The sequence below is a fragment of the Pseudonocardia sp. DSM 110487 genome (assembly GCF_019468565.1).
Lineage (GTDB): Bacteria > Actinomycetota > Actinomycetes > Mycobacteriales > Pseudonocardiaceae > Pseudonocardia.
In genome coordinates this window covers 819,450-843,353 of sequence record NZ_CP080521.1, presented here as the reverse complement: position 1 = coordinate 843,353, position 23,904 = coordinate 819,450, and the positions used below count along the sequence as shown (strand labels likewise).

At 71.8% G+C, this 23,904-nt stretch carries 25 protein-coding genes; 8 read left to right on the top strand and 17 right to left on the bottom strand.

Translation table 11 applies throughout. The annotated features are described in order from the left end of the window. Positions 1–12: 12 nt before the first annotated feature. From K1T35_RS03875 to K1T35_RS03860, 4 genes are all read right to left on the bottom strand, one after another. On the bottom strand, positions 13–1,035 hold the full coding sequence (locus tag K1T35_RS03875) for a PrpF domain-containing protein (RefSeq protein WP_220258809.1): 1,023 nt from the start codon (positions 1,033–1,035) through the stop codon (positions 13–15). Then, on the bottom strand, positions 1,032–1,718 hold the full coding sequence (locus tag K1T35_RS03870) for a 4-carboxy-4-hydroxy-2-oxoadipate aldolase/oxaloacetate decarboxylase (RefSeq protein WP_220258808.1): 687 nt from the start codon (positions 1,716–1,718) through the stop codon (positions 1,032–1,034). The genes K1T35_RS03875 and K1T35_RS03870 overlap by 4 nt, the downstream gene beginning before the upstream one ends. Further along, entirely contained in the window at positions 1,715–2,467 is a 753-nt protein-coding gene (locus K1T35_RS03865; protein WP_220258807.1) for a PIG-L deacetylase family protein, read from the bottom strand. Before K1T35_RS03865 ends, K1T35_RS03870 begins: the two co-directional genes overlap by 4 nt. 215 nt (positions 2,468–2,682) lie before the next feature. Next, entirely contained in the window at positions 2,683–3,312 is a 630-nt protein-coding gene (locus tag K1T35_RS03860) for a TetR/AcrR family transcriptional regulator (RefSeq protein ID WP_220258806.1), read from the bottom strand. Positions 3,313–3,366: 54 nt separating this feature from the next. Between K1T35_RS03860 and K1T35_RS03855 the strand changes: the two genes are divergently transcribed. Together K1T35_RS03855 and K1T35_RS03850 are read left to right on the top strand one after the other, a co-directional pair. Further along, positions 3,367–4,632, top strand: a complete 1,266-nt coding sequence (locus K1T35_RS03855) for a TIGR03618 family F420-dependent PPOX class oxidoreductase (RefSeq protein ID WP_255621566.1) — start codon at positions 3,367–3,369, stop codon at positions 4,630–4,632. An 89-nt stretch (positions 4,633–4,721) separates the two neighbouring features. Continuing rightward, the gene (locus tag K1T35_RS03850; RefSeq protein ID WP_255621565.1) at positions 4,722–5,549 is read left to right on the top strand and encodes a methylenetetrahydrofolate reductase; all 828 of its coding nucleotides are present in this window, start codon (positions 4,722–4,724) and stop codon (positions 5,547–5,549) included. A 296-nt stretch (positions 5,550–5,845) separates the two neighbouring features. On the opposite strand, the gene K1T35_RS03845 is transcribed toward K1T35_RS03850, so the two are convergent. Beyond that, positions 5,846–6,403, bottom strand: coding sequence for an XRE family transcriptional regulator (locus K1T35_RS03845; protein WP_220258805.1), 558 nt, complete (start codon positions 6,401–6,403; stop codon positions 5,846–5,848). A gap of 39 nt (positions 6,404–6,442) precedes the next feature. Between K1T35_RS03845 and K1T35_RS03840 the strand changes: the two genes are divergently transcribed. Continuing rightward, entirely contained in the window at positions 6,443–6,967 is a 525-nt protein-coding gene (locus K1T35_RS03840) for a GNAT family N-acetyltransferase (RefSeq protein ID WP_220258804.1), read from the top strand. On the opposite strand, the gene K1T35_RS03835 is transcribed toward K1T35_RS03840, so the two are convergent. The 4 genes from K1T35_RS03835 to K1T35_RS48675 are packed head-to-tail and all read right to left on the bottom strand — an operon-like array spanning position 6,964 to position 9,125. Beyond that, entirely contained in the window at positions 6,964–7,362 is a 399-nt protein-coding gene (locus tag K1T35_RS03835; RefSeq protein ID WP_220258803.1) for a PPOX class F420-dependent oxidoreductase, read from the bottom strand. The two genes, K1T35_RS03840 and K1T35_RS03835, sit on opposite strands and share 4 nt — an antisense overlap. 1 nt (position 7,363) lies before the next feature. Further along, positions 7,364–7,684 carry a hypothetical protein gene (locus K1T35_RS03830; RefSeq protein ID WP_220258802.1) on the bottom strand — a complete coding sequence of 107 codons (321 nt, stop codon included), beginning with the start codon at positions 7,682–7,684 and terminating at the stop codon, positions 7,364–7,366. Next, positions 7,681–8,394, bottom strand: a complete 714-nt coding sequence (gene deoC, locus K1T35_RS03825) for a deoxyribose-phosphate aldolase (protein WP_255621564.1) — start codon at positions 8,392–8,394, stop codon at positions 7,681–7,683. Before deoC ends, K1T35_RS03830 begins: the two co-directional genes overlap by 4 nt. 26 nt (positions 8,395–8,420) lie before the next feature. Next, the gene (locus K1T35_RS48675) at positions 8,421–9,125 is read right to left on the bottom strand and encodes a GntR family transcriptional regulator (protein WP_255621562.1); all 705 of its coding nucleotides are present in this window, start codon (positions 9,123–9,125) and stop codon (positions 8,421–8,423) included. 285 nt (positions 9,126–9,410) lie between these two features. On the opposite strand from K1T35_RS48675, the gene K1T35_RS03815 reads away from it, so the two are divergent. Beyond that, positions 9,411–9,677, top strand: a complete 267-nt coding sequence (locus K1T35_RS03815; protein ID WP_220258801.1) for a hypothetical protein — start codon at positions 9,411–9,413, stop codon at positions 9,675–9,677. A gap of 119 nt (positions 9,678–9,796) precedes the next feature. Continuing rightward, a complete protein-coding gene (locus K1T35_RS03810; RefSeq protein ID WP_220258800.1) occupies positions 9,797–10,612 on the top strand; it encodes a hypothetical protein in 816 nt (271 codons plus the stop codon). Positions 10,613–10,739: 127 nt separating this feature from the next. Here the strand turns inward: K1T35_RS03810 and K1T35_RS03805 are convergent, their stop codons facing one another. Genes K1T35_RS03805 through K1T35_RS03795 form a run of 3 tightly spaced genes read right to left on the bottom strand, consistent with a single transcriptional unit; the run spans position 10,740 to position 14,526 of the window. Continuing rightward, positions 10,740–13,040, bottom strand: coding sequence for a xanthine dehydrogenase family protein molybdopterin-binding subunit (locus K1T35_RS03805; protein WP_220258799.1), 2,301 nt, complete (start codon positions 13,038–13,040; stop codon positions 10,740–10,742). Beyond that, the gene (locus K1T35_RS03800; protein WP_220258798.1) at positions 13,037–14,026 is read right to left on the bottom strand and encodes a xanthine dehydrogenase family protein subunit M; all 990 of its coding nucleotides are present in this window, start codon (positions 14,024–14,026) and stop codon (positions 13,037–13,039) included. The genes K1T35_RS03805 and K1T35_RS03800 overlap by 4 nt, the downstream gene beginning before the upstream one ends. Beyond that, a complete protein-coding gene (locus tag K1T35_RS03795; protein ID WP_220258797.1) occupies positions 14,023–14,526 on the bottom strand; it encodes a 2Fe-2S iron-sulfur cluster-binding protein in 504 nt (167 codons plus the stop codon). Before K1T35_RS03795 ends, K1T35_RS03800 begins: the two co-directional genes overlap by 4 nt. A gap of 74 nt (positions 14,527–14,600) precedes the next feature. Here K1T35_RS03795 and K1T35_RS03790 point away from each other — a divergent pair, with 74 nt between their 5' ends. After that, entirely contained in the window at positions 14,601–15,257 is a 657-nt protein-coding gene (locus tag K1T35_RS03790; RefSeq protein ID WP_220258796.1) for a TetR/AcrR family transcriptional regulator, read from the top strand. On the opposite strand, the gene K1T35_RS03785 is transcribed toward K1T35_RS03790, so the two are convergent. From K1T35_RS03785 to K1T35_RS03765, 5 genes are all read right to left on the bottom strand, one after another. Beyond that, positions 15,258–15,641, bottom strand: coding sequence for a DUF6401 family natural product biosynthesis protein (locus tag K1T35_RS03785; protein ID WP_220258795.1), 384 nt, complete (start codon positions 15,639–15,641; stop codon positions 15,258–15,260). It abuts the gene before it with no gap. Positions 15,642–15,738: 97 nt separating this feature from the next. Beyond that, entirely contained in the window at positions 15,739–16,029 is a 291-nt protein-coding gene (locus K1T35_RS03780) for a hypothetical protein (protein ID WP_220258794.1), read from the bottom strand. Positions 16,030–16,792: 763 nt separating this feature from the next. Continuing rightward, positions 16,793–17,497 carry an IclR family transcriptional regulator gene (locus K1T35_RS03775; RefSeq protein WP_220262371.1) on the bottom strand — a complete coding sequence of 235 codons (705 nt, stop codon included), beginning with the start codon at positions 17,495–17,497 and terminating at the stop codon, positions 16,793–16,795. Between the two features lie 122 nt (positions 17,498–17,619). Next, the gene (locus tag K1T35_RS03770) at positions 17,620–18,390 is read right to left on the bottom strand and encodes an enoyl-CoA hydratase (protein ID WP_220258793.1); all 771 of its coding nucleotides are present in this window, start codon (positions 18,388–18,390) and stop codon (positions 17,620–17,622) included. A gap of 2 nt (positions 18,391–18,392) precedes the next feature. Then, the gene (locus K1T35_RS03765; protein WP_220258792.1) at positions 18,393–19,736 is read right to left on the bottom strand and encodes an SLC13 family permease; all 1,344 of its coding nucleotides are present in this window, start codon (positions 19,734–19,736) and stop codon (positions 18,393–18,395) included. Positions 19,737–19,856: 120 nt separating this feature from the next. On the opposite strand from K1T35_RS03765, the gene K1T35_RS03760 reads away from it, so the two are divergent. Together K1T35_RS03760 and K1T35_RS03755 are read left to right on the top strand one after the other, a co-directional pair. Further along, the gene (locus K1T35_RS03760; protein WP_220258791.1) at positions 19,857–21,029 is read left to right on the top strand and encodes an alanine--glyoxylate aminotransferase family protein; all 1,173 of its coding nucleotides are present in this window, start codon (positions 19,857–19,859) and stop codon (positions 21,027–21,029) included. Continuing rightward, positions 21,026–23,902, top strand: a complete 2,877-nt coding sequence (locus K1T35_RS03755) for an FAD-binding and (Fe-S)-binding domain-containing protein (RefSeq protein ID WP_220258790.1) — start codon at positions 21,026–21,028, stop codon at positions 23,900–23,902. Before K1T35_RS03760 ends, K1T35_RS03755 begins: the two co-directional genes overlap by 4 nt. Positions 23,903–23,904 lie beyond the last annotated feature (2 nt).

The following is a 23,904-nucleotide window of genomic DNA, read 5'->3' as shown; positions in this document are numbered from 1 at the left end:
CGGCTCCAGACGTCAGTGGCGAGGGAAGGTGGTGCCGTCGAAAAGGGGTCGGGCGGTGCGGATGACCGCGGAGCGGCGGACCCGGGGCGGACTGCCCGGCTCGACGTCGACGTCGACCTCCAGCACGCCACTCGGGTGCTCCACCGCGAACGGTCTGCCGTCCGCGGGCCGGACGAGCAGCTCGTGCCCGACGGCGCCGTCGAGCAACGCGGCGGTGACCACGCTGACGGCCCCGAACACACCGATCGACGGGTGTCGGCGGACCGGGTCGAAGGCGTTGAACGTGCGGGTGCGGATCGCGCCGCCGGCCTCGGGGGCCGACACGAACGTGATCTTGGGAACGGCGGAGCCGCTCACGTCGCCCAGCCCCATGAGCTTGCCTGCCTGGATCCGCAGGGACTGGATGCGCTCCGGCGCGAGCTCCTCGGCGCGGGAGACGACGACCGGCATCCCGTTGTCGATGCAGGTCACCGGGAGGCCGTCGATCTCGTCGACGAGCCGGCCCGTCGGTAGCAGGCTGCCGCAGACCGAGCCCTCGGTGCCGGCGAAGGCCAGCGCCACCGGGGCCGCCGTGCCGGGAACGCCCGCCACCGCCGTGTCACCCGCGTAGTCGACGCGCCCGCCCGGCGTGGCGAACGTCGACTCCGCCCGGCCACCGGTGTTGACCATGCGGATCCGCACGCCCGTGCGCTCCGACCCCGCGGTCACGAGGCCCCGCTCCACCGCGAACTGGCCGACCGCGGCCAGGAGGTTCCCGCACGTCTGGCGGTCCGAGACGGTGGGCGCGTCGATCCCGACCTGCAGGAACAGGTAGTCGACGTCGCAGTCCGGCTCAGTGGAGCGCGACACGACGGCCACCTTGCTCGTCACCGGCTGGGCTCCGCCGAGCCCGTCGATCTGCGCGGGGTCGGGGCTGCCCATGATCCGCAGCAGCAGATCGTCGCGCTCGGCCGGATCGGCCGGGAGGTCGGGGGCGAGGAAGAAGGCGCCCTTCGAGGTGCCGCCCCGCATGAGCAGGCAACGGACTCCCGTCATCGTGCGGCCTTCATGTACTCCACCCCCAGCGCGGCGAGAGTGGCGCGCAGGCCGTAGCGGTCGAGGCCGAGCTCGCCCTCGCGGAACGCGCGACGCGTGGCCTCCTCCTTCTCCAGGCGGGCCCGGCCGGCGGTGAGCGCCTCGCCGACCCGCGCCCGCGGCACGCACACCACGCCGTCGTCATCGGCGAGCACCGCGTCGCCCGGCCGCACGACCTGGCCACCGACGACGATCGGGACGTTGACCGCCCCGGCCGTCGCCTTGACCGTGCCCTGCGCGCTCACCGCCGCCGACCAGGCCGGGAAGCCCATGGCACGCAGGTCGGCCACGTCGCGCACGCCGGTGGTGGTGACCACCCCCCGCACGCCGCGGTGGGCGAGCGCGGTGGCGAAGAGCTCGCCGAAGAGACCGTCGGTGCAGGGCGATGTTGTCGTGACGACCATCAGGTCGCCCGGCCCGCATTGCTCGACGGCAGCGTGGATCATCAGGTTGTCGCCGGGCCAGCACAGCACCGTGACGGCCGTGCCACCGACGCGGGCGCCCTGCTGAACCGGACGCAGGTCGGGGCCGAGGTAGCAGGTGCGCCCCAATGCCTCGTGCACCGTGGCCACTCCGAATTCGGCCAGCGCATCGACATCGCCGAGTTCGGCGCGCTGCGGGTCCGTGACGATCACCGGCTTCATGCGAGGATCCCCGTTACCTGCGGGTACAGGCGGACGTACGCCTCGCCCATCGTGCTGTGGGGCAGCCCGAGGTTGGGGCCGGCGTTGCGCTTGAGCTGCACGCCGCGGCGCTTGGCCAGGTCGGTGTAGTAATCCCACATGTGCTGCTGGGCCGGTAGGCACTCCATCGCCTTGCGCTTGCGGTCGAACACCGCCGTGATGTCCAGCAGGACGTCCGGGCGGAAGTCGCACTGCTCGGGCTGGTGCGGCTCGAAGAAGAACACCGGCGGCGCACCGAGGGGCTCGCCAGGGGCGTCGTAACCGATCGCCTGTGCGAGCACCCGCGCCTGCAGCGCCATCCGCGCCGCCGCCGGGTGGTCGCCGTTGTACGGGTCGGCGAGCGTGTGCGTGAGCACGACGGTGGGCGCGAGCTCGCGGTAGACCCGCACGAGCCGGTCGACGAGCTCCCGCGACTCCACGAGCGGGTAGTCGCCCGCGTCGAGGAACCGGATCTCGGCGCCGAGGCAGGCGGCGGCGTTCTCCGCCTCCTCCCGGCGGATCGCCTTGATCTCGTCGAGCGTGCGGCCCTCCCGCCAGGCACGGGCGGACTCACCCCGCTCACCGAAGCTCAGGCACACCACCGTGGCGCGGTCGCCGCGCTCGGCCGCCAGCGCGATCGCCCCGCCCGCGCGCCACACGAAATCGCCCGCGTGCGCGCTGACGACCAGCAGGCTGCCGCGCCCGGCAGATCCCGATCCCGCCTCCGACATCGCCTCTCCCGTCCGTCGTGACTCGCCCGCCCAGCATCGGCGCGCATCGGACGCATTGTCAACAATCTTGGCGACTATCTTGTGGCGAGTCATATGTCGCACGCGCGTCCCGGTGGTCGAGTAGGGACGGCGCCCCAGCGCCGTCCCGTATCGAGACCACCACCCCCTAGGACAGGCATGTGGTCTCGATACGCGCCGGCCCTGGCGGGCCGCCGCTACTCGACCACCGGAAGAGCTTCGCCGAAGGCCCGCAGGAACGTCTCCACCGCCGCCCTCGTGACCGTCCACAGCTCGTCGTCCGGGACCGGCCGGGTGCCCAGTCGTGAACGGGCTTCGACCGGGCCCGTGAGCAGCGCGATGAACTGCTCGGCAGCCTCGGTCGGGTCCAGCTTCCGAAGCCGACCCGCCAGTGCGAGCCGGGCGAGGCGGTCGGCGAGCGCCTCGGTGACCCGGTCCGCGGCGCGCCCGCGCACGATGTCGATCAGATCGGGGAACCGGCCGAGTTCGGCGTTGAGGAGGCGCCGCAGGGCCACGGACCGCTCCTCGCAATGGCAGACGAGCATGTGGTGCCCGACGTTCTCGAGCGTCGTTCGTAGTTCGTTGCCGTCACGAAGCCGATCGACCGCGGCGAGGTGCTTGGCCAGTGCGCGGTCCGCGTCGGCGGCGATCGCCTCGCGGAACAGCGTCTCCTTGTCACCGAAGTGGTTGTAGACGGTCGGTTTGGCCACGCCCGCCTCCGCCGCGATGACGTCGACGCCCGCCAGCGCGTATCCCTCGCGGGCGAACACCTCGCCTGCAGCCGCGAGGATCGCCTCCCGCTTGTCTATCCGGCCGCGCGTCGTCACTGCTGCATCCTACGGTCAGTTGCTTGATACCCATGCGGATATTAGGTTGAACTCGTGAGTTCAAATCGGATCGTGATCACCGGTGGCACCGACGGCATGGGGCGGGCGGTCGCCATCGATCGGCTGCGGCGTGGTCACGAGGTGGCGATCGTCGGGCGCAACGCGGACAAGGGGGCCGCCTTCCTCGACAGCGCGGCGCGGGAAGGCGCCGCTGGGCGCGCACACTTCGTGCACGCCGATCTCGGCCTGCTGGCCGGGACGAGGGCGGCGGTCGCGGAGATCCGCTCCCTCTTCCCCGCGGTCGACGCCCTGGTGCTGTGCGCCCGGCACTACCGCTCGACGAGGGCCGTCACAGCGGAGGGCGTCGAGAGCAACTTCGCGCTGTTCTACCTGAGCCGCTACGTCATGGGGCACGAGATGACGGACCTGCTCGACGCGGCAGAGGCACCGATCATCGTCAACGTCGCGGGGCCGGGCGGCACGGAGAAGATCCGCTGGCACGACCTCGAGTTCGAGCACGGCTACCACGGCACTGCGGCAATGATGCACGGTGGCCCCCTCAACGACCTGCTCGGCGTCGGGTACGCCCACGCCACCACGTCGCACAAGGCGCGCTACGCGCTCCTCAACCCGGGCACCGTCGGCACGAGCTTCTCCGGCGAGTACGACGCCCGGACCGCGATCCAGATCGACGCCATCCGCGCGGCCGCAAGGCCGGTCGAGGAGGGCATCGAGCCGGTACTGGCGCTACTGGACCGCCCTCCCGCGGAACCGATCAGCGCGTGGGTGCGGCACGAGCAGATTCCCCTGACCGGCCCGAGTTTCGACCTCGCCGCCGCCCGCCGACTGCAGGCCGAGACCGAACGACTGCTGGATGCACTGCCGAGAACAGGCCGGCGTCCCTACGTGATGTCGGGAGTGTCGGCCGAGCGGCTGCGCGAGGTGCTCGACTCCCCGATCTTCGCCACGGTCGCCACGATCCAGCCCGACGGCACGCCCCAGCAGTCGGTGGTCTGGGTCGAGCGGGACGGCGACGACGTCCTCTTCATGGTGGGAGCGGGCAGCCGCAAGGAGCGAAACCTGCGTCGTGACCCGAGGGTCAGCGTGCTGGTCTGCCCGCCGGAAGCACCGTACGGCTACGCCGCGATCCGAGGTACCGCCGTGTTCGAGCCCGCGCTGACCGAGCAGCTCCGCGACGAGCTGACGCTCAAGTACGTCGGCCGGACGTACGCCGAGCACGTGGAGCAGACACCCGAGGCCAAGACCGGCGATGTGGTCGCCGTGCGGCTGGTCCCGAAACGGACAACGGGCCGCCTCTAGCCGGACTGCGCGGCGGCTGCGGTCGTCGCAGGGTGCCCGGACTCTGCGAGGACGGCAGACAGCGCACGTTCGCCCGTAAGCTGCGACGCGTGGCCGACCTCGCGGGAGCACTGCGGCGCGTCTCCTACGAGGTCCTCCCGATGAAGAGCACGGAGGAGTCCGTCGTCGCGCACGTACCGCCCGACGTGCCGCTGACGATCAGCACGAGCCACGCGAAGGGGCCGGAACCCACCGTCGACCTCGCCGTCCGGCTCGCCCGCCACGGCTACTCCGTGACCCCACACCTCGCCGCGCGGCAGATCGTGGACGGCGCTCACCTGACCGACCTCGTGGCGCGGCTGCGAGAGGCGCACATCGACAGCGCGTTCGTCATCGGGGGCGACTCGCCCGAGCCCGCCGGACGGTTCGGCGACGCCCTCACGTTGCTCGAGGCGCTCGACCAGGTCGGCAACCCGTTCCAGCGGATCGGGATCGCCGGCTACCCGGAGGGCCACGCCCGCATCGAACGGGGCCTGCTCGAGAAGGCGTTCGAGCGCAAGGCTCCCTTCGCGACGCACGCCATCACGCAGATCTGCTTCGACGCCGACGCCACCGTCGGGTGGGCGCGGCACGTGAAGCAGCGCGGTATCCGGCTCCCGATCAGGGTGGGGCTGCCGGGGGTCGTGAGCCGCCAGAAGCTCGTCCGCATCTCGGCGGGCCTCGGCCTCGGGCAGTCGGCACGGTTCCTGTTGAAGCAGCAGAGCCTGTTCTGGCGGTTCTTCCTGCCGGGCGGCTACCACCCCGGTCGCCTCGCGAGGCGGCTCGCGCCCTACCTCCAGCTGGCCGACGCACACCTGGACGGCTTCCACTTCTTCACCTTCAACGAGGTCGCGAGCACCGAGGCGTGGCGCCGCTCCCTGCTCGACCGCGTCTCCTGACCGGAGGCGGTCCGACGGACATGATCAATGCTTTGGCGCGGAAACGGGCGAAAACGACCCGGGAACGCGCCGAATCGGCGATCTTGCGGTGAAGGCAGCCGGAGCGACAACTGCGGCCGCCGCACACACCGGCCGGCCTCGGCACACACGTCCGGACGTGTGTGTGAAGACGTGAAGGTGTGTGCGGGGCCGGGCCCGCGTCAGGAACCGGTCATCGTTCGTAGTCACCGCGCTTGCCGAGTGGGTCCGGAACATCCACCTCGCGTGCGGCCGCACGGACTCACTCGCCGGGCGCACTACCGGCGGGTGAGCGCCACCAGGTAGCGGCAGGTCCCACTGGTCGGGTTGACGTACACGCGCGCCACGGGTGGGCCGAGCTGGAGGCAGTCGCCGGGGTCGAGCTCGTGGACCGTGTCGCCCTCGTGCAGGCGCAGGTGGCCGTCGAGCACCCAGACCTGCTGGTGGACGTCGGGGTAGGCGGCTGCGGCGAACTCGACCCTCGCCCCGGCGGGCAGCTCGATCTGCACGAGCTCGAGCGGTCGTCCGCTCGCGGGCGACACCGTCCGGCGCCGGTAGCCGCTCGCCGGGTCGGTCCACGTGGGCTGGTCCGCGGCGCGCACGAGCCGGCCGCCTCCGTCCTCGGCGCGGGCCACGAGCTCCGAGAGCGTCATCCCGAGGGCGTTCGCGAGCCGGGCGAGCAGCACGGCCGTGGGTTGCGCGTCGCCGCGCTCGATCTTCGCGATCATCGCCCGGGACACGCCTGCCCCATCGGCGAGCGCGCTGACCGAGAGGCCGCGTGACTTCCGGGCCGCCTGCAGTGCTGCGGCGAGGGATGCGGTCAGGGTGTCGGACACGCTGTCACTATAGTGCCGATTCTGTTTATCATCGTCACCATGAAGGTCCGCGCAGCTACCGAAGAGGACGCCGCCGCCTGTGCGGCGATCTACGTGCCCTACGTCACCGACACAGCGATCACGTTCGAGACCGAGCCGCCCACCGTCGCGCAGATGGCTGAGCGGATCACCGCGGCCGAGCGCTCGCACGCGTGGCTCGTCCTGGAAGACCTCGACGACGGCAGGGCCGTCGGCTATGCGTACGCGGGCCAGTTCAAGGCGCGCCCCGCCTATCGCTGGGCGTGCGAGGTCTCCATCTACCTGGAGATCGGCAGGCGGCGCACCGGCGCCGGACGGGCCCTCTACGAGGCGCTGTTCCGTCGACTCGCCGAGCGGGGCTACCGCACGGCCATCGCCGGCATGACCCTGCCCAACGAGGCGAGCGCCGGACTGCACAGTGCCCTTGGCTTCGAACCGGTCGGCACCTACCGGCGCATCGGCTGGAAGCACGGCCGGTGGCACGACGTCGCCTGGATGCAGCGAACGCTGTCGGAGGCCGGGGACCCGCCGGCCGAACCCCGTTAGTGATCCAGCTGCGATGTCGTCCGCTCGACGATCACGCTGGTGGCGTACCGCGCGGTGCCCGGCGGCTCCACGTCCTCCCAGCTGCCGGTGTACTTCTCGGCGATCGCGCGCTCCAGCTCCAGGGCCGGGTCGGGCGCGAGCTCGCTCACGGCGCCGCGCAGCTCCAGGTAGAAGGTGGGGCGGGCCGGATCGGCGATCGCGACGGCGATCCGCGGGTCGCGGCGCAGGTTGCGCAGCTTCTGACGGCCCTCGACGAGGCTGATCCGCACGCGCTCGCCGTCCCAGAGGAACCACAGCGGGGTGACCTGCGGGGCGCCGTCCTTGCCGAGCGTCGACACGAACGCCACCGCACGCGAGCGCAGCAGGTCGTGGAAGACCGCCGGGATGTCGGACACCTCAGGCGATGCGTACGCGGACGACGACCTCGCTGTCGGTGACCCGGTCGACCCCGACCATGAAGCCACTCGCCTCGGTCTCGCCACCCACGGGCACGGTGATCTGCTGACCCGCCACCTCGAGCTGCGCCGTGCTGTCCTGGACACCGACGAGGCGGGCCTCGACCCCGAGCACCGAGACCGCGACGTCACCGCTGCGCGGGAAGGTGATGGTGCAACTACCGTCCAGCCCGCAGTCGACCTGGGAGCTTCCACCGCAGCCGGCGACCAGCACCAGCGCGGCAAGAACGGACACCACGGACAGAATGACACGGCGGATCACGATTCGAAGCGTACGGGCATCGCGACCCCGACGGAGCGACGGGCGGCGAGATCGTCGAGGATCGTCGCCGTGGCCGTCGCCCCGAAGCGGGTGGCACCGAGGGCGGCGAGCTCGAGCAGCCGATCCAGCGTTCGCACGCCTCCCGCGGCCTTGACGCCGACGTGCGGTGACACGGTGGCGCGCATGAGCGCGATGTCCTCCGGGGTGGCGCCACCACCCGCGAAGCCGGTGCTGGTCTTCACGTAGTGGGCGCCCGCATCCTCGCCGAGCCGGCACCCGAGCACCTTCGCGGCCCGGTCGAGCAGGGCGTTCTCGAGGATCACCTTGACAGTGCGGCCGCCTGCCTCTGCCACGACGGCGGCGATGTCCTCCCGCACGTACCCGGCGTCGCCGTCGCGAAGGCGCCCGACGTGCAGCACCATGTCGATCTCCGCGGCACCCGCCGCGACCAGCTCTCGCGTCTCCGCCGCCTTGGTCGCGGTGGTCTGGCTGCCGTGCGGGAACCCGACCACGGTGCCGACGAGGACGCCGGTGCCGGCGAGCGAGGCCGCGGCGAGCCCGACGTCCGACGGCCGGACGCAGACCGACGCCGTGCGGTACCGGGCGGCGAGAGCGCAGCCTTCTCGCACCTCGTCGACGGTGAGCTCGGGACGCAGCAGCGAATGGTCGATCATCGCGGCCACGGCGGCGGCCTCGGGAAGGTCGGGCACGGGCGTCTCCTCGGATCGGTACATGGTCACGGTCGAGCCTCGACGTCGAAGCTCACCTGCAGCGCGTAACGCGATCCCACGTAGCGGCTGACGGTGCGCTCCACGGGTTCGGCGCGCTGGTCGAGGATCAGCCGGGTCTCGACCAGCAACGGCTCGGTCGCCGGCACCGCGAGTAAGCCGGCGTGCGGCCCCGCTGACTCCGCGGTCAGCGTCGACGAGCCGAGAGTCGGGTGCACGGCACGGTCCCGCAGCGCTCGGTGCAGCGACTCGGTCTCGAGGTCGAGCTCGAGCAGATCGGTCAGGTGCGGAGGGAAGCATGCGTGCTCGAGCGCAAGCGGGGTGCCGCCGGCGAGCCGAACCCGGGCGATCGCGACAACCGGGTCGTCCGGCCCCAGGCGCAGTGCACGCGCCTCGTCGGACGTCGGCTCCCGGAGCGCGGACTCGACCACCCTGGACGAGGGCACCCGTCCCCAGCTGCGCACCTGGTCGTGGAAGCTCATCAGGGTGCCGGCCGGACGCGGTGCGGGGCCCGTGCAGGCGAAGGTGCCGCGACCGGGCACCCGTTCGACGAGGCCCTCGGCAGCAAGCCGGTCCAGCGCGGCGCGCACGGTCATCCGCGCGACGCCGAACTCGGCCGCGAGTGCAGGCTCCGAAGGCAGCGGGTCCCCCGGCGCGGCGGTCGCCAGGCGAGTGCGGAGAGCCCGCTCGATGCGGGCGTAGAGCGGTGGCACCGCGACTCCTTGCTGTCTAGACAGCCTATACAGATACGCGGTCCGAGCCCGGTCGTCAACGGACGGCGGATGAGCAGCCCGTCAGATCTCCGCGCGGCGGCAAATCGACCACTCAGCTGTTCGGAGCTCCCTCGGAGCCGGGTGGAACGTTCGCGCAGATGCACGTGCAGAAGAAGGTTGCAAATCCCTCTTGCGTATGCAAGCAGAGAGCGACAGACTGGATGCGGTGGGTGGCATGCCCGTGGGCGGCCGCCCGAAGGGTGGACCTGTGGCGGAGTGGGGACCGTGAGCAGACCGCGTGGGCAGTCGGGGCCGTCCGAGCTCGGCGAGACCACCATTTCCGTCACCTGTGTGATGGACGGTCGCTGCCATTCCGTCCCCGACGAAGAACTCTCGATCGGCATCGCGCAACGTGGGGGCCAGTACTTCGCGGTCTGCGGCCACGTCGTCACGCCCGCACCGATGGTCGCCCCCGACGGTGAGATGTGCCCCGCGTGCGCCGAGCGCGACGCGAGCCACCTCCGCAGGCGCGGCTTCCGTTTCCGCCGCTGACCGGGACTTTTGGCCCCTTTAGAGCGTCCACCGATTGTGCGGATTTCGTGTGAACCAGGTGTGGCGCGGGTTGGGATGGGCATCCGAACGGTGCGACATCCAACGACCTGGGAGTTCCGATGTTCGACAACCTCGGCGCAGCGCTGGGCGATGCCATGCGCATGGTCGCGGTCTTCGTGCCGCAACTGCTGCTCTTCCTCGTCATCCTGCTCATCGGATGGCTCATTGCGAAGGGGCTGCGCAAGTTGACCAACGCCGTGCTCGAGCGCCTGCACTTCGACCGCGCGGTCGAGCGCGGCGGGATCGGCCAGGCGCTCGCACGGTCGAAGTACGACGCAAGCGACCTGATCGCGATGGTCGTCTACTACGCGGTGCTGCTGCTCACCCTGCAGCTCGCGTTCGGCGTGTTCGGGCCGAACCCGATCAGCGCCCTGTTGACGGGCATCGTCGCGTTCCTGCCGCGGATCGCCGTCGCGATCATCATCGTCGTGGTGGCCTCGGCCATCGCGGCCGCCGTCAAGGACCTCGTCATGAGCGTCACGGGCAGGCTCACGTACGGCAACGTGCTCGCGAACATCGCCTCGGTCTTCATCATCGCCCTCGGTGTGATCGCCGCGCTGAGCCAGATCGGTGTCGCTGTCGCCGTCACGCTGCCGGTGCTGATCGCCGTACTGGCGACGGTCGGCGGCATCATGATCGTCGGTGTCGGCGGCGGGCTCATCCGGCCGATGCAGCAGCGCTGGGAGCGCTGGCTCGACCGCGCCGAGCAGGAGGCACCCATGGCGCGGGCCCACGCACAGGCGTACGAGCGCGGCCGCGAGGACGCCGCTCGTCCCACCATGGGCGAGCGCACGAGGCCGGGCGAGTCGACGGATCCCATGGGCACGCGGATGGACCCGGCGACCGACCCCGCCGCGGACGTGCGCAAGTCGTAAGGCGCTCCCCTCCCGGAGCACCCGGCGGGGTCGGACGCCACAAGGCCGGCCCCGCCGCGGCCTCTCCCTCGTTGCAGCATGGCCACCTCCACGCAGTGACGTTGCGTGAAGGTGGCCATGCTGCAATTCAGAGGAGGCGGTCCGGGGTGATCGGCAGGTCCCGCACGCGTGCGCCCGTCGCGTGGTACACCGCGTTCGCCACCGCGGCCGCGACCCCCGTGATGCTGACCTCCCCCACCCCGAGCAGGCCGAGCGGGGTGGTCGGGTCCGGCTCGTCGAGGTAGGAGACGTCGATCGCCGGGATGTCGGCCTGCACCGGTACGTGGTAGTCGGCGAGGCTCGCGTTCACGATGCCGCCGGTGCGGGGATCGACGAGGGTCTCCTCCGACAGCGCCGCCCCGATCCCCATCACGATCCCGCCGCGCAGCTGGCTGGAAGCGGTCTTCGGGTTGATCACACGCCCCACGTCGAACACCGCGACCCAGCGCGTCACGCGGACCTCGCCGGTGTCCTCGTCGACCGCGACCTCGCAGAAGTGGGCACCGGTGGCCGCGCGCACCTGGCGGCGCTGGTCGTTGACCATGCCGGCGAGGAAGCGCACCTGCCCCGCGACGCGGCCGATCGAGGTCCGGGCCCCGACCCGGCCCTCCAGTGACGGACGTCCGGCGCGGGCGAGGATCTCCCCGTAGGTCTCGCCCGACCCGTCCGCCGCGAAGAGCCCGCCGTCGCGCGCCGCGACCTCGTCCGCCCTTCGCCCGTGCAGGGGTGAGCCGGGTGAGCGGGAGGCGAGGGCGAACGCCGAGCGCCTCAACTCCTCGCACGCACGCAGCACGCTTGCCGCCGCGGTGGCGGTCTGCCCCGATCCGCCCGCCATCGGCCCGACCGGCAACGCCGAGTCGCCGAGCTCGACCGTGACCGCCTCGACGGGCACGCCGAGCGCGTCCGCCGCGATCTGCGCCTGCACGGTCGCGGCCCCCACGCCGATCTCGTGCAGGCCGCAGCGCACCAGGACGGTGCCGTCCATCCCCAGCCGGACCGTGACGTCGGCGGTGAGCTGGATCGGCATGTGGAACGCGGTGGCGACACCCCAGCCGAGCAGCCGCCGCCCGTCCCGCATCGAGCGCGGCTGCGGCGGGCGGTCGGCCCAGCCGAACCGCTGCGCTCCGCGGGCGTAGGCGGCCCGCAGATTGCGATGGGTGAACGGCTTGCCGTCGAGCGGATCGCGCTCCGGCTCGTTGCGCATGCGCAGATCGACCGGGTCCATGTCGAGCTCGTACGCCAGCGCGTCCATCGCGGACTCCAGCGCGAACGTGCCGACCGCCTCGCCCGGCGCCCGCATGGCGGTGTTCGGCAGCAGGTCGAGCGTCGCGGTGCTGAGCCCGATGAGGATCGTGCGCGCCGCGTAGAGGTGGCGGGACTGCGAGCCCACCGCCTCCGGCATGCCGCCGACCCGGCCGAGCTGCGAGATCCCGGTGTGCACGAGCGCGGTCAGCGCGCCGTCGCGCTCGGCGCCGAGCGCGACCCGCTGGACGGTGGGCGCGCGCCCGCCGACGGTGCGGTAGACGGCCTCACGCGACAGCGCCAGCCGGACCGGGCGCTTCGCCACACGGGCCGCCATCGCGCACAGGACGGTGCCGGGCCAGACGAAACCCTTCCCGCCGAACCCGCCGCCGAGGTTCGGGGTGATCACGCGGACCGCATCGACGGGCACGCCGAACCGCCGAGCGAGGTGCCGGCGCGTGAAGTCCATCGCCTGGGTGGTGTCGTGGACGGTGAGCCGGTCCCCGTCCCACACGGCGGTGGTGGCGTGCGGCTCCAGAGCATTGTGGTTCTGCGGGGGCGTGGTGAACCTGAGGTCGACCGAGACCGGGGCGGACGCGAGCGCCTGCTCGGCATCGCCCTTGCGGCCCCCGCTGGGCATCATCGGCATCGCTCGCACCGGCTCGGCCGAGTCCTCGGCGGCGTGGAAGTCGGTGCTGGCCGGCGCGGCGGCATAGCTGACCTGGACGAGCCTGGCGGCCTCCGCCGACGCCTCCAGTGTCTCCGCGACGACCACGGCGACCGGCTCCCCGTTCCAGTGCACCTCGTCGCTGCCCAGGTAGTTCACCTTCGTCCCCGACGCCATGGTGCTGAGGTCGAGCGGGTTGATCCGGGCAGCAGGCGGCTTCAAGGGAGGCGCGTTCCGATGGGTGATCACGGCGAGCACGCCGGTCACCGCCTCGGCGGCCGCGGTGTCGATCGCGGTGATGCGGCCCCGGGCGATCGTCGCGTGCACGAGCGTGGCGTGCGCGAGGTCCGGGAAGGGCCGGTCGGCCGTGTACTCGGATACGCCGGTGGTCTTCACCGCGCCGTCGACGCGGTCGATCGGCCGCCCGACCGCGGGGGTGGTGGCCGTCGTCGGGCGAGTCCGCTCCGGCGCCTGGGTCATGCCGCACCTCCCTCGGTAGCGAGCTGCCGCAGCGTCGCAACGATCGTTCGCTGCACGAGCTCGATCTTGAACGCGTTCTGGGGCCGCGCGACCGCGGGCGCCAGCTCGGCGGCCGCAGCGCGGCGGAACGTCTCATCGGTGGCGGGGGCACCAAGCAGCACCCGCTCGGCCTCGCGCGCCCGCCACGGCGTGGTGGCGACCCCGCCCAGCGCCAGCCGCACGTCGACGACGTCGCCGTCGCGGACCTCGAGCGCCGCGGCCACCGACACCAGCGCGAACGCGAACGAGGCGCGGTCACGCACCTTGCGGTACCGCGACGTGCGCGCGACCGGTGCGGCGGGCAGCTCGACCGCGGTGATCAGCTCGTCCGCGGCGAGCCGGGTCTCGACGTGCGGGGTCTCACCGGGTGGGCGGTGCAGCTCGGCGAGCGCGATGCGGCGCGTGCCCCGCACGCTCTGCACCTCGACCACGGCGTCGAGCGCGACCAGCGCGACAGCCATGTCGGACGCGTGGGCGGCGATGCAGTGCTCGCTGGTGCCGAGCACCGCGCTGCCCCGGTGGAGGCCGTCGAGCGCGGCGCAGCCGGAGCCGGGCTCGCGCTTGTTGCAGGCCGCCGCGTGGTCGCGGAAGTAGGGGCAGCGGGTGCGCTGCAGGAGGTTGCCGCCGACCGTCGCCATGTTGCGCAACTGTCCCGACGCGCCGGCGAGCAGCGCCTCGGCGAGCACCGGGTACCGCGAGCGCACGAGCCGATCGGCCGCGAGGTGGCTGTTGCGCACCATCGCGCCGATCCGCAGGCCGCCGTCGGGCAGCTCGTCCACGCCGGCCAGTGGCAACGCGGTGACGTCGACGAGCGTCTCGGGCCGCTCGACGTCGTCGCGCATGAGGTCCACCAGGTTGGTGCCACCGCCCAGCGGCCGCGCCCCGGCCGCGACGGCGTCCAGCGCGGTGGGGAGATCGGACGCGCTGACGTATCCGAACGGCCTCATCGGGCGACCTCCTGAATGGCCCCGACGATGCCCTCGTACGCACCGCACCGGCACAGGTTGCCGCTCATCCGCTCCTTGATCTCGGCCTCGGTCAGCTCGATCTCGCCGGCATCGATGTCCGGCGTGACCGCGCTCGGCATGCCGGCGCGGTGCTCGGCGAGCATCCCCAGCGCCGAGCAGATCTGGCCCGACGTGCAGAAGCCGCACTGGAAGCCGTCCTCGCGGACGAACGCCTCCTGCAGGGGATGCAGGTGGTCGGGCTGTCCGACTCCCTCGATCGTGGTGATGTCGCGCTCGGCGTACTGGACGGCGAGCGCGAGGCAGGCGGCGATCCGCTCGCCGTCGACGAGCACAGTGCATGCACCGCAGGCGCCCTGGTTGCAGCCCTTCTTGGTGCCGGTCAGACCCAGGTGCTCGCGCAACGCGTCGAGCAGGCTGACCCGGGGATCGAGCTCGAGGAGCTCCGTGGTTCCGTTCACGCGCAGCTTCACGGGGGTCACCGGGCCACAATAAGGCGACAGCGTTGACTTAACAAGGGAACGCCGTTGTCCTACTTGCGAGTTAGGGTCCCCTCGTGAGCACCGAAGGGGTCGGCTTCCTGCGCGCACGCCGGCCCGAGCAGAAGCAACAGCGTTACGCCGCGATCCTCGACGCCGCGCGCGAGCTCGCGCTGCGCGACGGAGTGGGCGCGGTCAGCCTCGCCGACATCGCGGCAGAGGTGGGCATGCACAAGTCGGCGTTGCTCAAGTACTTCGAGACCCGCGAGGAGATCTTCCTCCGGCTCGCCGAGACCGAGTTCGAGGAATGGGCCGCCGGAGCGCTCGCCGCCCTCTCGACCGCGGATCCGGAGCCCCACGACGTGGCCGACGCGCTGGCGAACTCGGTGGCCGACCGGCCGCTGTTCTGCCAGCTGCTGCTGTACACACCGCTCACGCTGGAACGCAACGTCTCGCTGGACACCGTCCGCGCCTACAAGCTGACGATCAAGACGACCTTGCGGGAGGTGCTGCCCGCGCTACAGCGGGCGCTCCCCGCGCTCGATGCCGACGCGTGCTTCGAACTGTTCATGATGGCGGGAGTGGTGGCCGCGGGGCTGTGGCAGGCCGCGCACCCGTCACCACAGGTGGTGGCCCTGCACGCGGAGGACCCCGAGGCGGCGCCCTACCCCGACTTCAGGGCCTCGCTCGTCCGGTTCACCCGGACCTACCTCGCGGGCCTGCTGCAGGAGTAGTCAGGCCTCGAACAGCGGCGCAGGCGTGCGGTGCCAGCGGTCGTCGCGGCTCAGCGCGCACACGGCGAGCACGCGGACGGTGAGCCAGTCGGCGCGGTGCCAGCACTCTCCCACGGCGGCCCGCAGCCGGGCCGCGTCGGTGCCGGCCTGGTCGAGCAGGCCCTTCGCGTAGCCGGCGAGGAGAACCGCACCCGCGGCAGCAGCCGAGCCCTCTACACCGAGCAGCAGGATGTCGCGCACGCCTGCGGCGTGCTGGTCCACGGCGGCCAACAACGCGGGCACGCCTGCCGCTGCCGCGAGCCCCGCGTCACCCAGCTGGTCCGTCAGACCCGACAACCAGCGCTGTGCGTGATGATCGGCGACGTGGTCGAAGAATCCTGCCACGACAGAGGAGGATATCTGCCCTGATCGGACGCAGGAACGCGCCCGTGACCAAGCACGCAGCGACGCGGCTCTGGTCGAGTGGCCCGCATCGAGACGCTCAGAGCCAGATTCCCGGCCCACCGAACGGACCACGCGCCTCCCGGCCCGCGTCGCGGTCGCTCGGTTCGACGGCGTCGGCCGTGCGCAACAACCACCAGACGGACCCGAACGCCGCGACCACAACCACGGCGAACACCGACCCGGTCAATGCCACGAGGCCCAGCAGAATCGAGATCATCGCCCATTCCGGCACCGTCGTCTCACCGGGGCGGGCACACGGATCCTCACCGGCGTCGTGCCGGCGCACGGCTTCGGCGAGCTGCTGGTCGTCGTCAGCGGTCCACTCCATGCCGCTCACCTCCCTGGTCGGGGGTACCCGCAACGACCTACCAGCCATGCGGCCGCTTCGCATCCGGCAACCGGGGGAGTAACCCGTAAGTGTGAACGAAATCCGCTGCTGAGGCCCCTCCGACGGGCTCGGGCCGCCGGTCGGCACGGTAGGGGCCGCCACGCCGGCGCAACCCGCGTCGGCCGACGCACCCGTCGTAGGTCGGCCACCCTGTCGACCGGATGCGCCAGCCGGGAAGGAGCGCACCGGGCGACACGGGGCCGGGCCGCCGTCGTGTTCCCACCGGTTCACCTCAACCCCCGCGTCATAGAGGTGGCTGAGTTGGGTGCACTACCGAATCATGTGGTTGCTCGGGCGGCCGTCCCCGACGCGGGGGCACGCCCGTTCCGGACGAGACCACCGCGGCTTGGGTGCCACTTGACTGGCTGTGGTCCCGTCGTCGCTACTGGCCAGCCACGGAACCTGGGGCGTGATCAGCAGGATCGGGACCTGCGCGGCACCCCCTGCAGCTGGTGCCCCGTTCCTGATGGTCACCGACCCGCCCGCGGCCGAGCCCCGGGGTGGTCTCGCCTCGATCATCCAGGAGAGGGCTGGGGCGTGGAGCGGTTGTCCATGGCTGCCCGCACGACCATGAGCACCCGAAACTCCGGATCATGAGAGCGAAGATCGCGAGTAACGGGTGCTCATCGCTGCCGGCACAACCATGAGCAACCGATACTGCGGATCATGGGCGCGGCCACCACCGAACGGGCCCGGCAATGGCCTAGGCCATTGCCCCACGCGCATCGAGATGCCCGGCGAGCGAGGCGGCGGCGGCCTGCAGCATCGGCACGATGCGCTCGACGGCGGCCCACGTCACTCGCGTCTCCGGCCCGGATACCGACAGCGCCGTGGACGCCGGGCCGCGCGGCACCACGACGGCGATGCACCGGACGCCCAGCTCCTGCTCGCCGTCGTCGACGGCATAGCCCTGCGTCCGGATGCGCTCCAGCTCGCGCTCCAGCCGGTCCGGGTCGGTGATCGTGTGCGGGGTCTGGGCCGCCATCCCGGCGCGGGCGACCATCGCGCGGACCTCCGTGGGCGGCAGCTGGGCGAGCAGCACCTTGCCCACGCCGGTGCAGTGCACCGGCACCCGCCTGCCCACCTCGGTGAACATGCGCATCGAGTGCCGCGAGGGTACCTGCGCCACGTAGACGACAGCGTCGCCGTCCAGCATCGCGAGGTTGGCGGTCTCGCCCGCCTGGTCGACGAGCTCGGTGAGCTGCGGGCGTGCCCACTCGCCGAGCATCCGCGACGCGGCGTCGCCCAGCCCGATCAGGCGTGGGCCGAGCGCGTAGCGGCGGGACGGGAGCTGGCGGACGTACCCCGACGCCACCAGCGTGCGGACGATGCGGTGGATGGTGGGCAGCGGCAGGCCGGAACGGGTGGCCAGCTCCGAGAGCGCGACGGCTCCCCCGGCGTCGGCCATGTGCTCGAGCAGGGCGAACGCGCGGTCGAGGGACTGCACGCCGCCGCCGCGGTCCGGCTGGGTCACTGCGCCCACCGTGATCCTCCTGCCAGGTACTGGCCTTCCAGGTTAAGCGGTGACGCTCATGCTCCCGTCCAGGTGGCGCGTTCCTTGCGGGCGAAGGCCGCCACCGCCGACGCGAAGTCGGCGCTCCCGTACACGCGGGCGACGAGGTCGTCGCCGTCCGGGAGCCCGGCCCGCCGCATCCGCGCGAGCGCCTGCTTGGTGGCCCACATCGACAGCGGTGCGTGCGACGCGAGCGTCGCGGCGGTCTCGGCGAGCGCGGCGTCGAGCTCTCCCGCGTCGTCGACGAGCTGCGTGACGAACCCGGCTGCGTGCGCCTCGGCGGCGTCGAGCAGGCGGGCCCGCAGCAGCATGTCGAGGGCCCGCGACCGGCCGAGGTTCGCCACCAGCAGCGCGATGGTGTCCATCGAAAGGCAGTTGCCCAGCGTCCGTGCGATCGGCACCCCGAAGCGGGACGCGCCGGTGGCGATCCGCAGGTCGCATGCCGCGGCGAGGGCGAGGCCGCCACCGACGCAGTAACCGTCCACCGCGGCGACCGTGGGCACCGCGGTGTCCTCCAGCCTGCGCAGCACCCGGGTCATCCGCTCCTCGTACTCGATGCCGGCAGCGCCATCGAAACCGGCGAACTGCGAGATGTCGGTGCCGGAGACGAACGCCTTCCCGCCCGCGCCACGCAGCACGAGCACCCGGACATCCGGGTCGGCGTCGGCCTTCTCGCAGGCGTCGTGCACGCCCTCGTACATCGCGAACGTCAGCGCGTTGTGGGCATCGGGGCGGTTGAACGTCACCTGCAGGACGGGGCCGTCCTGCTCGACGAGGAGATCGGTCATGCCTACAGCCAACCCGGCACCACCAGCACCAGCCATGTGATGAGCGGCGCGATCAGGACCATCGAGAAGCCCCACATCATCAACCGGCGGTAGACGTAGTCGCGTTGCTCCTCGGGCGTGTTCGCCACGGTGAGCGCGCCCGACGTGGAGTACGGGCTGGAGTCGACCACCGACGAGGAGATCGCCAGCGCGGTGATCACCCCGATCGCCCCTAGCTGCCCACCGAGCAGCAGCGGCACGGCGAGCGGGATCAGCGCGGCGAGGATTCCGGTGGTGGAGGCGAATGCGGAGACGACGCTGCCGATGTAGCAGATCAGCAGCGCGGCGACCAGCGGAACGCCGATCGCGGCGACCGACTCGCCGAGCCAGTCGATCGTGCCGTTCTCCTGCATCAGGTTGACGTAGGTGACGATCCCGCACACCAGCAGGACGGTCGGCCACGCGACCTGCGCGACGGCGCCCTTGTAGGAGTTCGGCGCCACCAGCGAGAGCAGCACGGCCGCGGTGACGGCGAGCAGGCCGACGTCGAGCTGGAACCCCAGCGCGCCGACGGCGACGCCGAGCAGCGCGACGAGGGTGAGTGAACGGTTGAGGTCGAGAGTCGTGACCGGCTGGCGGTCGCCGCCCTCGAAACCTGCTCCGGTGGCGCCGGTGGTGGTGGCCTTCGCGGCGCCCGGGCCCTCCGGACGTGCGTTCGCCTCCGCCACCGCCGGTTCCTCGACCACCCTGCCCAGCAGCTCCCGCCCGCCGAACAGGAAGAACATGACGATGTTGAGCAGCAAGTTGAAGACGAGGCTGCCGAAGAAGAGGAACGCGGGACTGCCCGGGAGCTGGCTCTCGGCAACGACGTTGTTCGTGATCACGCCGAAGACGCTGATCGGTGAGAACCCGCCCGCCGTCGCCCCGTTGATGATCGACAGGCCCATCAGGACCGGATTGATCTTGTGTCGCACCGCGAAGCTCAGCCCGACCGGCGCGATGATCGCCACCGCGGCGGGCACGACCGATCCGGCCGCGGTGAGCACGGCGGTGACCGCGAACATGATCCAGGGGATGAACGCGATGCGGCCGAGGACCAGTTGCACCGCGCGATGGACGAGCCAGTCGACGGTGCCGTTCGCGCGGGCGATCGCGAACAGGAACGTGACGCCGACGAGCGTGACGAACAGGCTCCCCGGGAACCCCGCGAAGATCGCATCCGCGATGTCGTCGGGTGAGCCCTCCAGCACGGCCGAGCCGATGACGAACGCCGCGACCAGCGCGATGGCGCCCAGGTTGATAGGGAGGAGGGTGGCGATCACGAACGCGACCACCAGGGCGAGTATCGAGACCACGTGTATCGACATGCGCACTTCCTCACGGCAGCGTTGTCGGAGGGCGTTCCGCATTGCGGAAGTCTGATTCCGGACGGAGTATGGTTCGGGTCACTCGCAGCGTCAACCCGGGACACGACTTTGGAGGGCCGCGTGCACATCACCGGAGGGCGTCATTTCCTGCAGATCCCCGGGCCGACGAACGTGCCGGACCGGGTGCTGCGGGCGATGGCCGCGCCGACGATCGACCACCGCGGGCCGGAGTTCGCCGAACTCACCAAGGCCGTGCTGGCCGCACTCGGCCCGGTGTTCGGCACGACCGGTCCCGTCGTGATCTACCCGTCGTCGGGCACCGGAGCGTGGGAAGCGGCGCTGGTCAACACGCTCAGCCCCGGTGACCGCGTGCTGATGAGCGAGACCGGGCACTTCTCATCGCTCTGGTCCGAGCTCGCGGGCCGGCTCGGGCTGCAGGTCGAGGTGATCCCGGGCGACTGGCGCCACGGCGCCGACCCCGAGGCCATCGGCGAACGTCTCGCGGCCGACTCCGCCCACGAGATCAAGGCGGTCTGCGTCGTCCACAACGAGACGTCGACCGGTGTCACCAGCCGGGTGCCCGACGTCCGTACCGCGCTGGACGACGCAGGCCACCCCGCGCTGCTCCTCGTCGACACGATCTCCTCACTCGCCTCGATCGACTACCGCCACGACGAGTGGGGGGTGGACGTCACCGTCGCCGGGTCGCAGAAGGGGCTGATGCTGCCGCCGGGCCTCGGGTTCAACGCGATCAGCGAGAAGGCACTGGCGGCGAACCGGACCGCGGGGCTGCCGCGCTCCTACTGGGACTGGGGCCCCATGATCGAGGCCAACGCGCGCGGATTCTTCCCGTACACACCGGGCACCAACCTGCTCTACGGCCTGCGCGAGGCGTGCGCGATGCTCGCCGAGGAGGGCCTTCCCAGCGTCTTCGCGCGCCACCAGCGCCACGCCGCCGCCACCCGGGCCGCCGTGCGGGCGTGGGGCCTCGAGGTGCTGTGCGCCGACGAGCGCGAGCACTCCGGCTCGCTCACCGCCGTGCTGCTGCCCGACGGGCAGGACGCCGACGAGGTGCGGCGGGTGATCCTGGAGAGGTTCGACATGTCCCTCGGCTCGGGCCTCGGCAAGCTCGCGGGCAAGGTCTTCCGGATCGGCCACCTCGGCCATTTCAACGACCTCACGCTCGTCGGCACGCTCGGCGGGGTACAGATGGGTCTGCAGCTCGCCGGGGTCCCGATCAAGCCGGGGGGTGTGGAAGCGGCGCTCGAGCGCCTGCGGGAGGCGGCGGAATGACGGAGCTCCAGCAGGCACTCGACCGGGAGCTCGACGGCGAGGTCCTCTTCGACGACTACACCCGCCACCTCTTCTCCCGCGATGCCAGCATGTACGCGATCACGCCCGTCGGGGTGGTGGCGCCCCGGCACGCGGGCGACGTCGTCACCGCGGTGCGCATCGCGGGCGAGCACGGGGTGCCCGTGCTGCCGCGCGGCGGGGGCACCAGCCTCGCCGGGCAGACCGTCGGCGAAGCCCTCGTCCTGGACTTCTCGCGGCACATGAGCAGGATCGTCGAGCTCGACCCGGAGACGCGCACCGCGCGCGTGCAGCCGGGGGTCGTGCAGGACCAGCTCAACCGCGCCGCCGCGGCGCACGGGCTGCTGTTCGGGCCCGACACCTCGACGTCCAACCGCGCCACGCTCGGCGGGATGATCGGCAACAACTCGGCGGGCAGCGGCTCCGTCCGGTACGGGATGACGATCGACCACGTCCGGTCGCTCGACGTCGTGTTGTCGGACGCGTCCACCGCCCGGTTCGGGCCGGTCGACGAGGCGGAACGCGCCCGGCGCGCATCGGGCGACACGCTCGAGGCCCGGCTCTACCGCGAGCTGCCCGCGCTGGTCGACGCGCACCGGGACGCGATCGCCACCGGCTTCCCGAAGTTCTGGCGCCGCGCAGGGGGCTACCGGCTCGACCGCCTCACCGACTCGTTCGACCTCGCGCGGTTCGTCGTCGGGTCCGAGGGCACGCTCGTCGTGGCCACCGAGGCGCTGGTGGGGCTCGTGCCCAAGCCGAAGAAGACCGTGATCGCCGTGGGGCACTTCCGCTCCACCCAGGCCGCGATCGACGCCACCGAGGACGCGTTGTCCTGCGAGCCCGCGGCCGTCGAGCTGATGGACCGCACGATCCTCGACCTGTCCCGGTCGAAGCTCGAGTACGCCGCGCTCGGCTCGATCCTGCACGACGACCCGGACGCGCTGCTCTTCGTCTCGTTCAGCGGGGACGACCCCGACGAGCTCTCCGGACAGCTGGACCGGCTCACCGCGCTGTGGGAGAAGCACGGACACGGCTACCACACGCTGCGTGCCGAGACACCCGCTCAGCAGGGTGCGCTGCTCAAGGTCCGCAAGGCGGGCCTCGGCCTGCTGATGGCCGCGAGCAGCGGATCCAACCGGCCCGCCGCGTTCGTCGAGGACACGGCCGTCGACCCGAGCCGGCTCGCCGAGTACACCGAGCGCTTCGCGAAGGTGCTCGACCGCCACGGCATGCGGGCGGGCTTCTACGGGCACGCCTCGGTGGGCTGCCTGCACGTGCGGCCGTTCGTGGACCTCTCCCGCCCGGACGAGGTCGCGAAGATGCGGGCGGTGGCCGAGGAGGTGCGCGACCTGGTCGCCGAGTTCGGCGGCGCCAACTCCTCCGAGCACGGCGACGGACTCGCCCGCAGCGAGTTCAACCGGCACCTGTTCGGCGACGAGCTCTACGAGGCGATGCGCCGGGTCAAGGGGATCTTCGACCCGGACGGCCTGATGAACCCCGGCAAGATCGTCGACGCCCCGTCGATGACCGACAACCTGCGCGAACCGGCGCTCCCGCCTGCCGGGCCGCTCACCACGATGCTGGACCTCACGGTCGTCGCGGGCGGCGAGCACGGGATGCGCGGCGCCGCCGACCGCTGCCAGAACATCGGGCTCTGCCGCAAGGACGACGTCGGCGTGATGTGCCCGTCGTACATGGCCACCCACCGCGAGGAGGACGCCACCCGCGGCCGGGCCAACGCCCTCGTCAAGGCCCTGTCCGACCCCGACCCGCGCACCGCGCTCGGCGACGAGCGGCTGCACGAGGTGCTCGACCTGTGCCTCATGTGCAAGGCCTGCAAGAGCGAGTGCCCGCTCTCGGTGGACATGGCCACCCTCAAGGCCGAGGCCCTGCACCACAAGCACGAGACGAAGGGCATCCCGCTGCGCTCGCGGGTCTTCGCCGGCATCCGCGGCCTCAACCGCCTTGGCGCGGCGAGCGCCCCGCTGGCGAACCTGCCCAACCGCGTGCCCGCGTTCCGGAAGCTTTTCGCCCGAGCTATCGGTATCGCTCCGGAACGCCCACTCCCGAGCTTCGCCAGCGAGACGCTCCTGACCTGGTTCCACTCCCGGGAAGTTCCTGAACCTCGGAGCCGGCGGTCGCTCACCTTCCTCGGCGACTCCTTCACCTCCTTCACCGAGCCCGCCATCGGGATCGCCGCCATCGAGCTGCTGGAGCTCGCTGGATGGGACGTGCGGCTGGAGTCCAGCGGATGCTGCGGGCGGGCGGCGTTCTCCAAGGGCATGCTCGACCAGGCCAAGCGGCAGGCGAACGGGCTCGTCGACGCGCTCGCCGGAACCGAGGGGCCGATCGCTGGCGTCGAGCCGTCCTGCGTGCTGACCCTCGGCGACGAGCACCGCGCCCTGCTCGGCGCCGACGACCCCCGCGTCGCCGACGTGGCCGGCCGCGCCCGGCTCGTCGACGAACTGCTGGTCGAGGCGATCGACGACGGCGCCCTGCGGCTGCGCGATGACGCGTGGCCCGCGGGCCACCGGATCCTCTACCACGGCCACTGCCACCAGAAGTCCGAGGTCGGCACGGCCGCCACGGTGGCGCTGCTCTCCCGGATCCCGGGCGCGGAGGTCGTCGAGGTCGACGCGGGGTGCTGCGGGATGGCCGGCTCGTTCGGGTTCGAGGCCGAGCACTACGAGGTGTCGATGAAGGTGGGCGAGGACCGGCTGTTCCCCGCCGTCCGCGCCGAACCGGAGGGCACCGTCATCGCCGCAACGGGCGTGTCCTGCCGCCAGCAGATCGCCCACGGCACCACCCGCCGCGCCCACCACCCCGTGGAGCTGATCCGCGCCGCACTGGCCTGACC

Excerpts from the sequence above, each read along its gene's own strand:
- K1T35_RS03875 (WP_220258809.1), bottom strand. The coding sequence starts at position 1,035 with ATGACGGGAGTCCGTTGCCTGCTCATGCGGGGCGGCACCTCGAAGGGC.
- K1T35_RS03870 (WP_220258808.1), bottom strand. The coding sequence starts at position 1,718 with ATGAAGCCGGTGATCGTCACGGACCCGCAGCGCGCCGAACTCGGCGAT.
- K1T35_RS03865 (WP_220258807.1), bottom strand. The coding sequence starts at position 2,467 with ATGTCGGAGGCGGGATCGGGATCTGCCGGGCGCGGCAGCCTGCTGGTC.
- K1T35_RS03840 (WP_220258804.1), top strand. The coding sequence starts at position 6,443 with ATGAAGGTCCGCGCAGCTACCGAAGAGGACGCCGCCGCCTGTGCGGCG.
- K1T35_RS03810 (WP_220258800.1), top strand. The coding sequence starts at position 9,797 with ATGTTCGACAACCTCGGCGCAGCGCTGGGCGATGCCATGCGCATGGTC.
- K1T35_RS03805 (WP_220258799.1), bottom strand. The coding sequence starts at position 13,040 with ATGACCCAGGCGCCGGAGCGGACTCGCCCGACGACGGCCACCACCCCC.
- K1T35_RS03800 (WP_220258798.1), bottom strand. The coding sequence starts at position 14,026 with ATGAGGCCGTTCGGATACGTCAGCGCGTCCGATCTCCCCACCGCGCTG.
- K1T35_RS03780 (WP_220258794.1), bottom strand. The coding sequence starts at position 16,029 with ATGGAGTGGACCGCTGACGACGACCAGCAGCTCGCCGAAGCCGTGCGC.
- K1T35_RS03775 (WP_220262371.1), bottom strand. The coding sequence starts at position 17,497 with ATGGCCGACGCCGGGGGAGCCGTCGCGCTCTCGGAGCTGGCCACCCGT.
- K1T35_RS03770 (WP_220258793.1), bottom strand. The coding sequence starts at position 18,390 with ATGACCGATCTCCTCGTCGAGCAGGACGGCCCCGTCCTGCAGGTGACG.
- K1T35_RS03765 (WP_220258792.1), bottom strand. The coding sequence starts at position 19,736 with ATGTCGATACACGTGGTCTCGATACTCGCCCTGGTGGTCGCGTTCGTG.
- K1T35_RS03755 (WP_220258790.1), top strand. The coding sequence starts at position 21,026 with ATGACGGAGCTCCAGCAGGCACTCGACCGGGAGCTCGACGGCGAGGTC.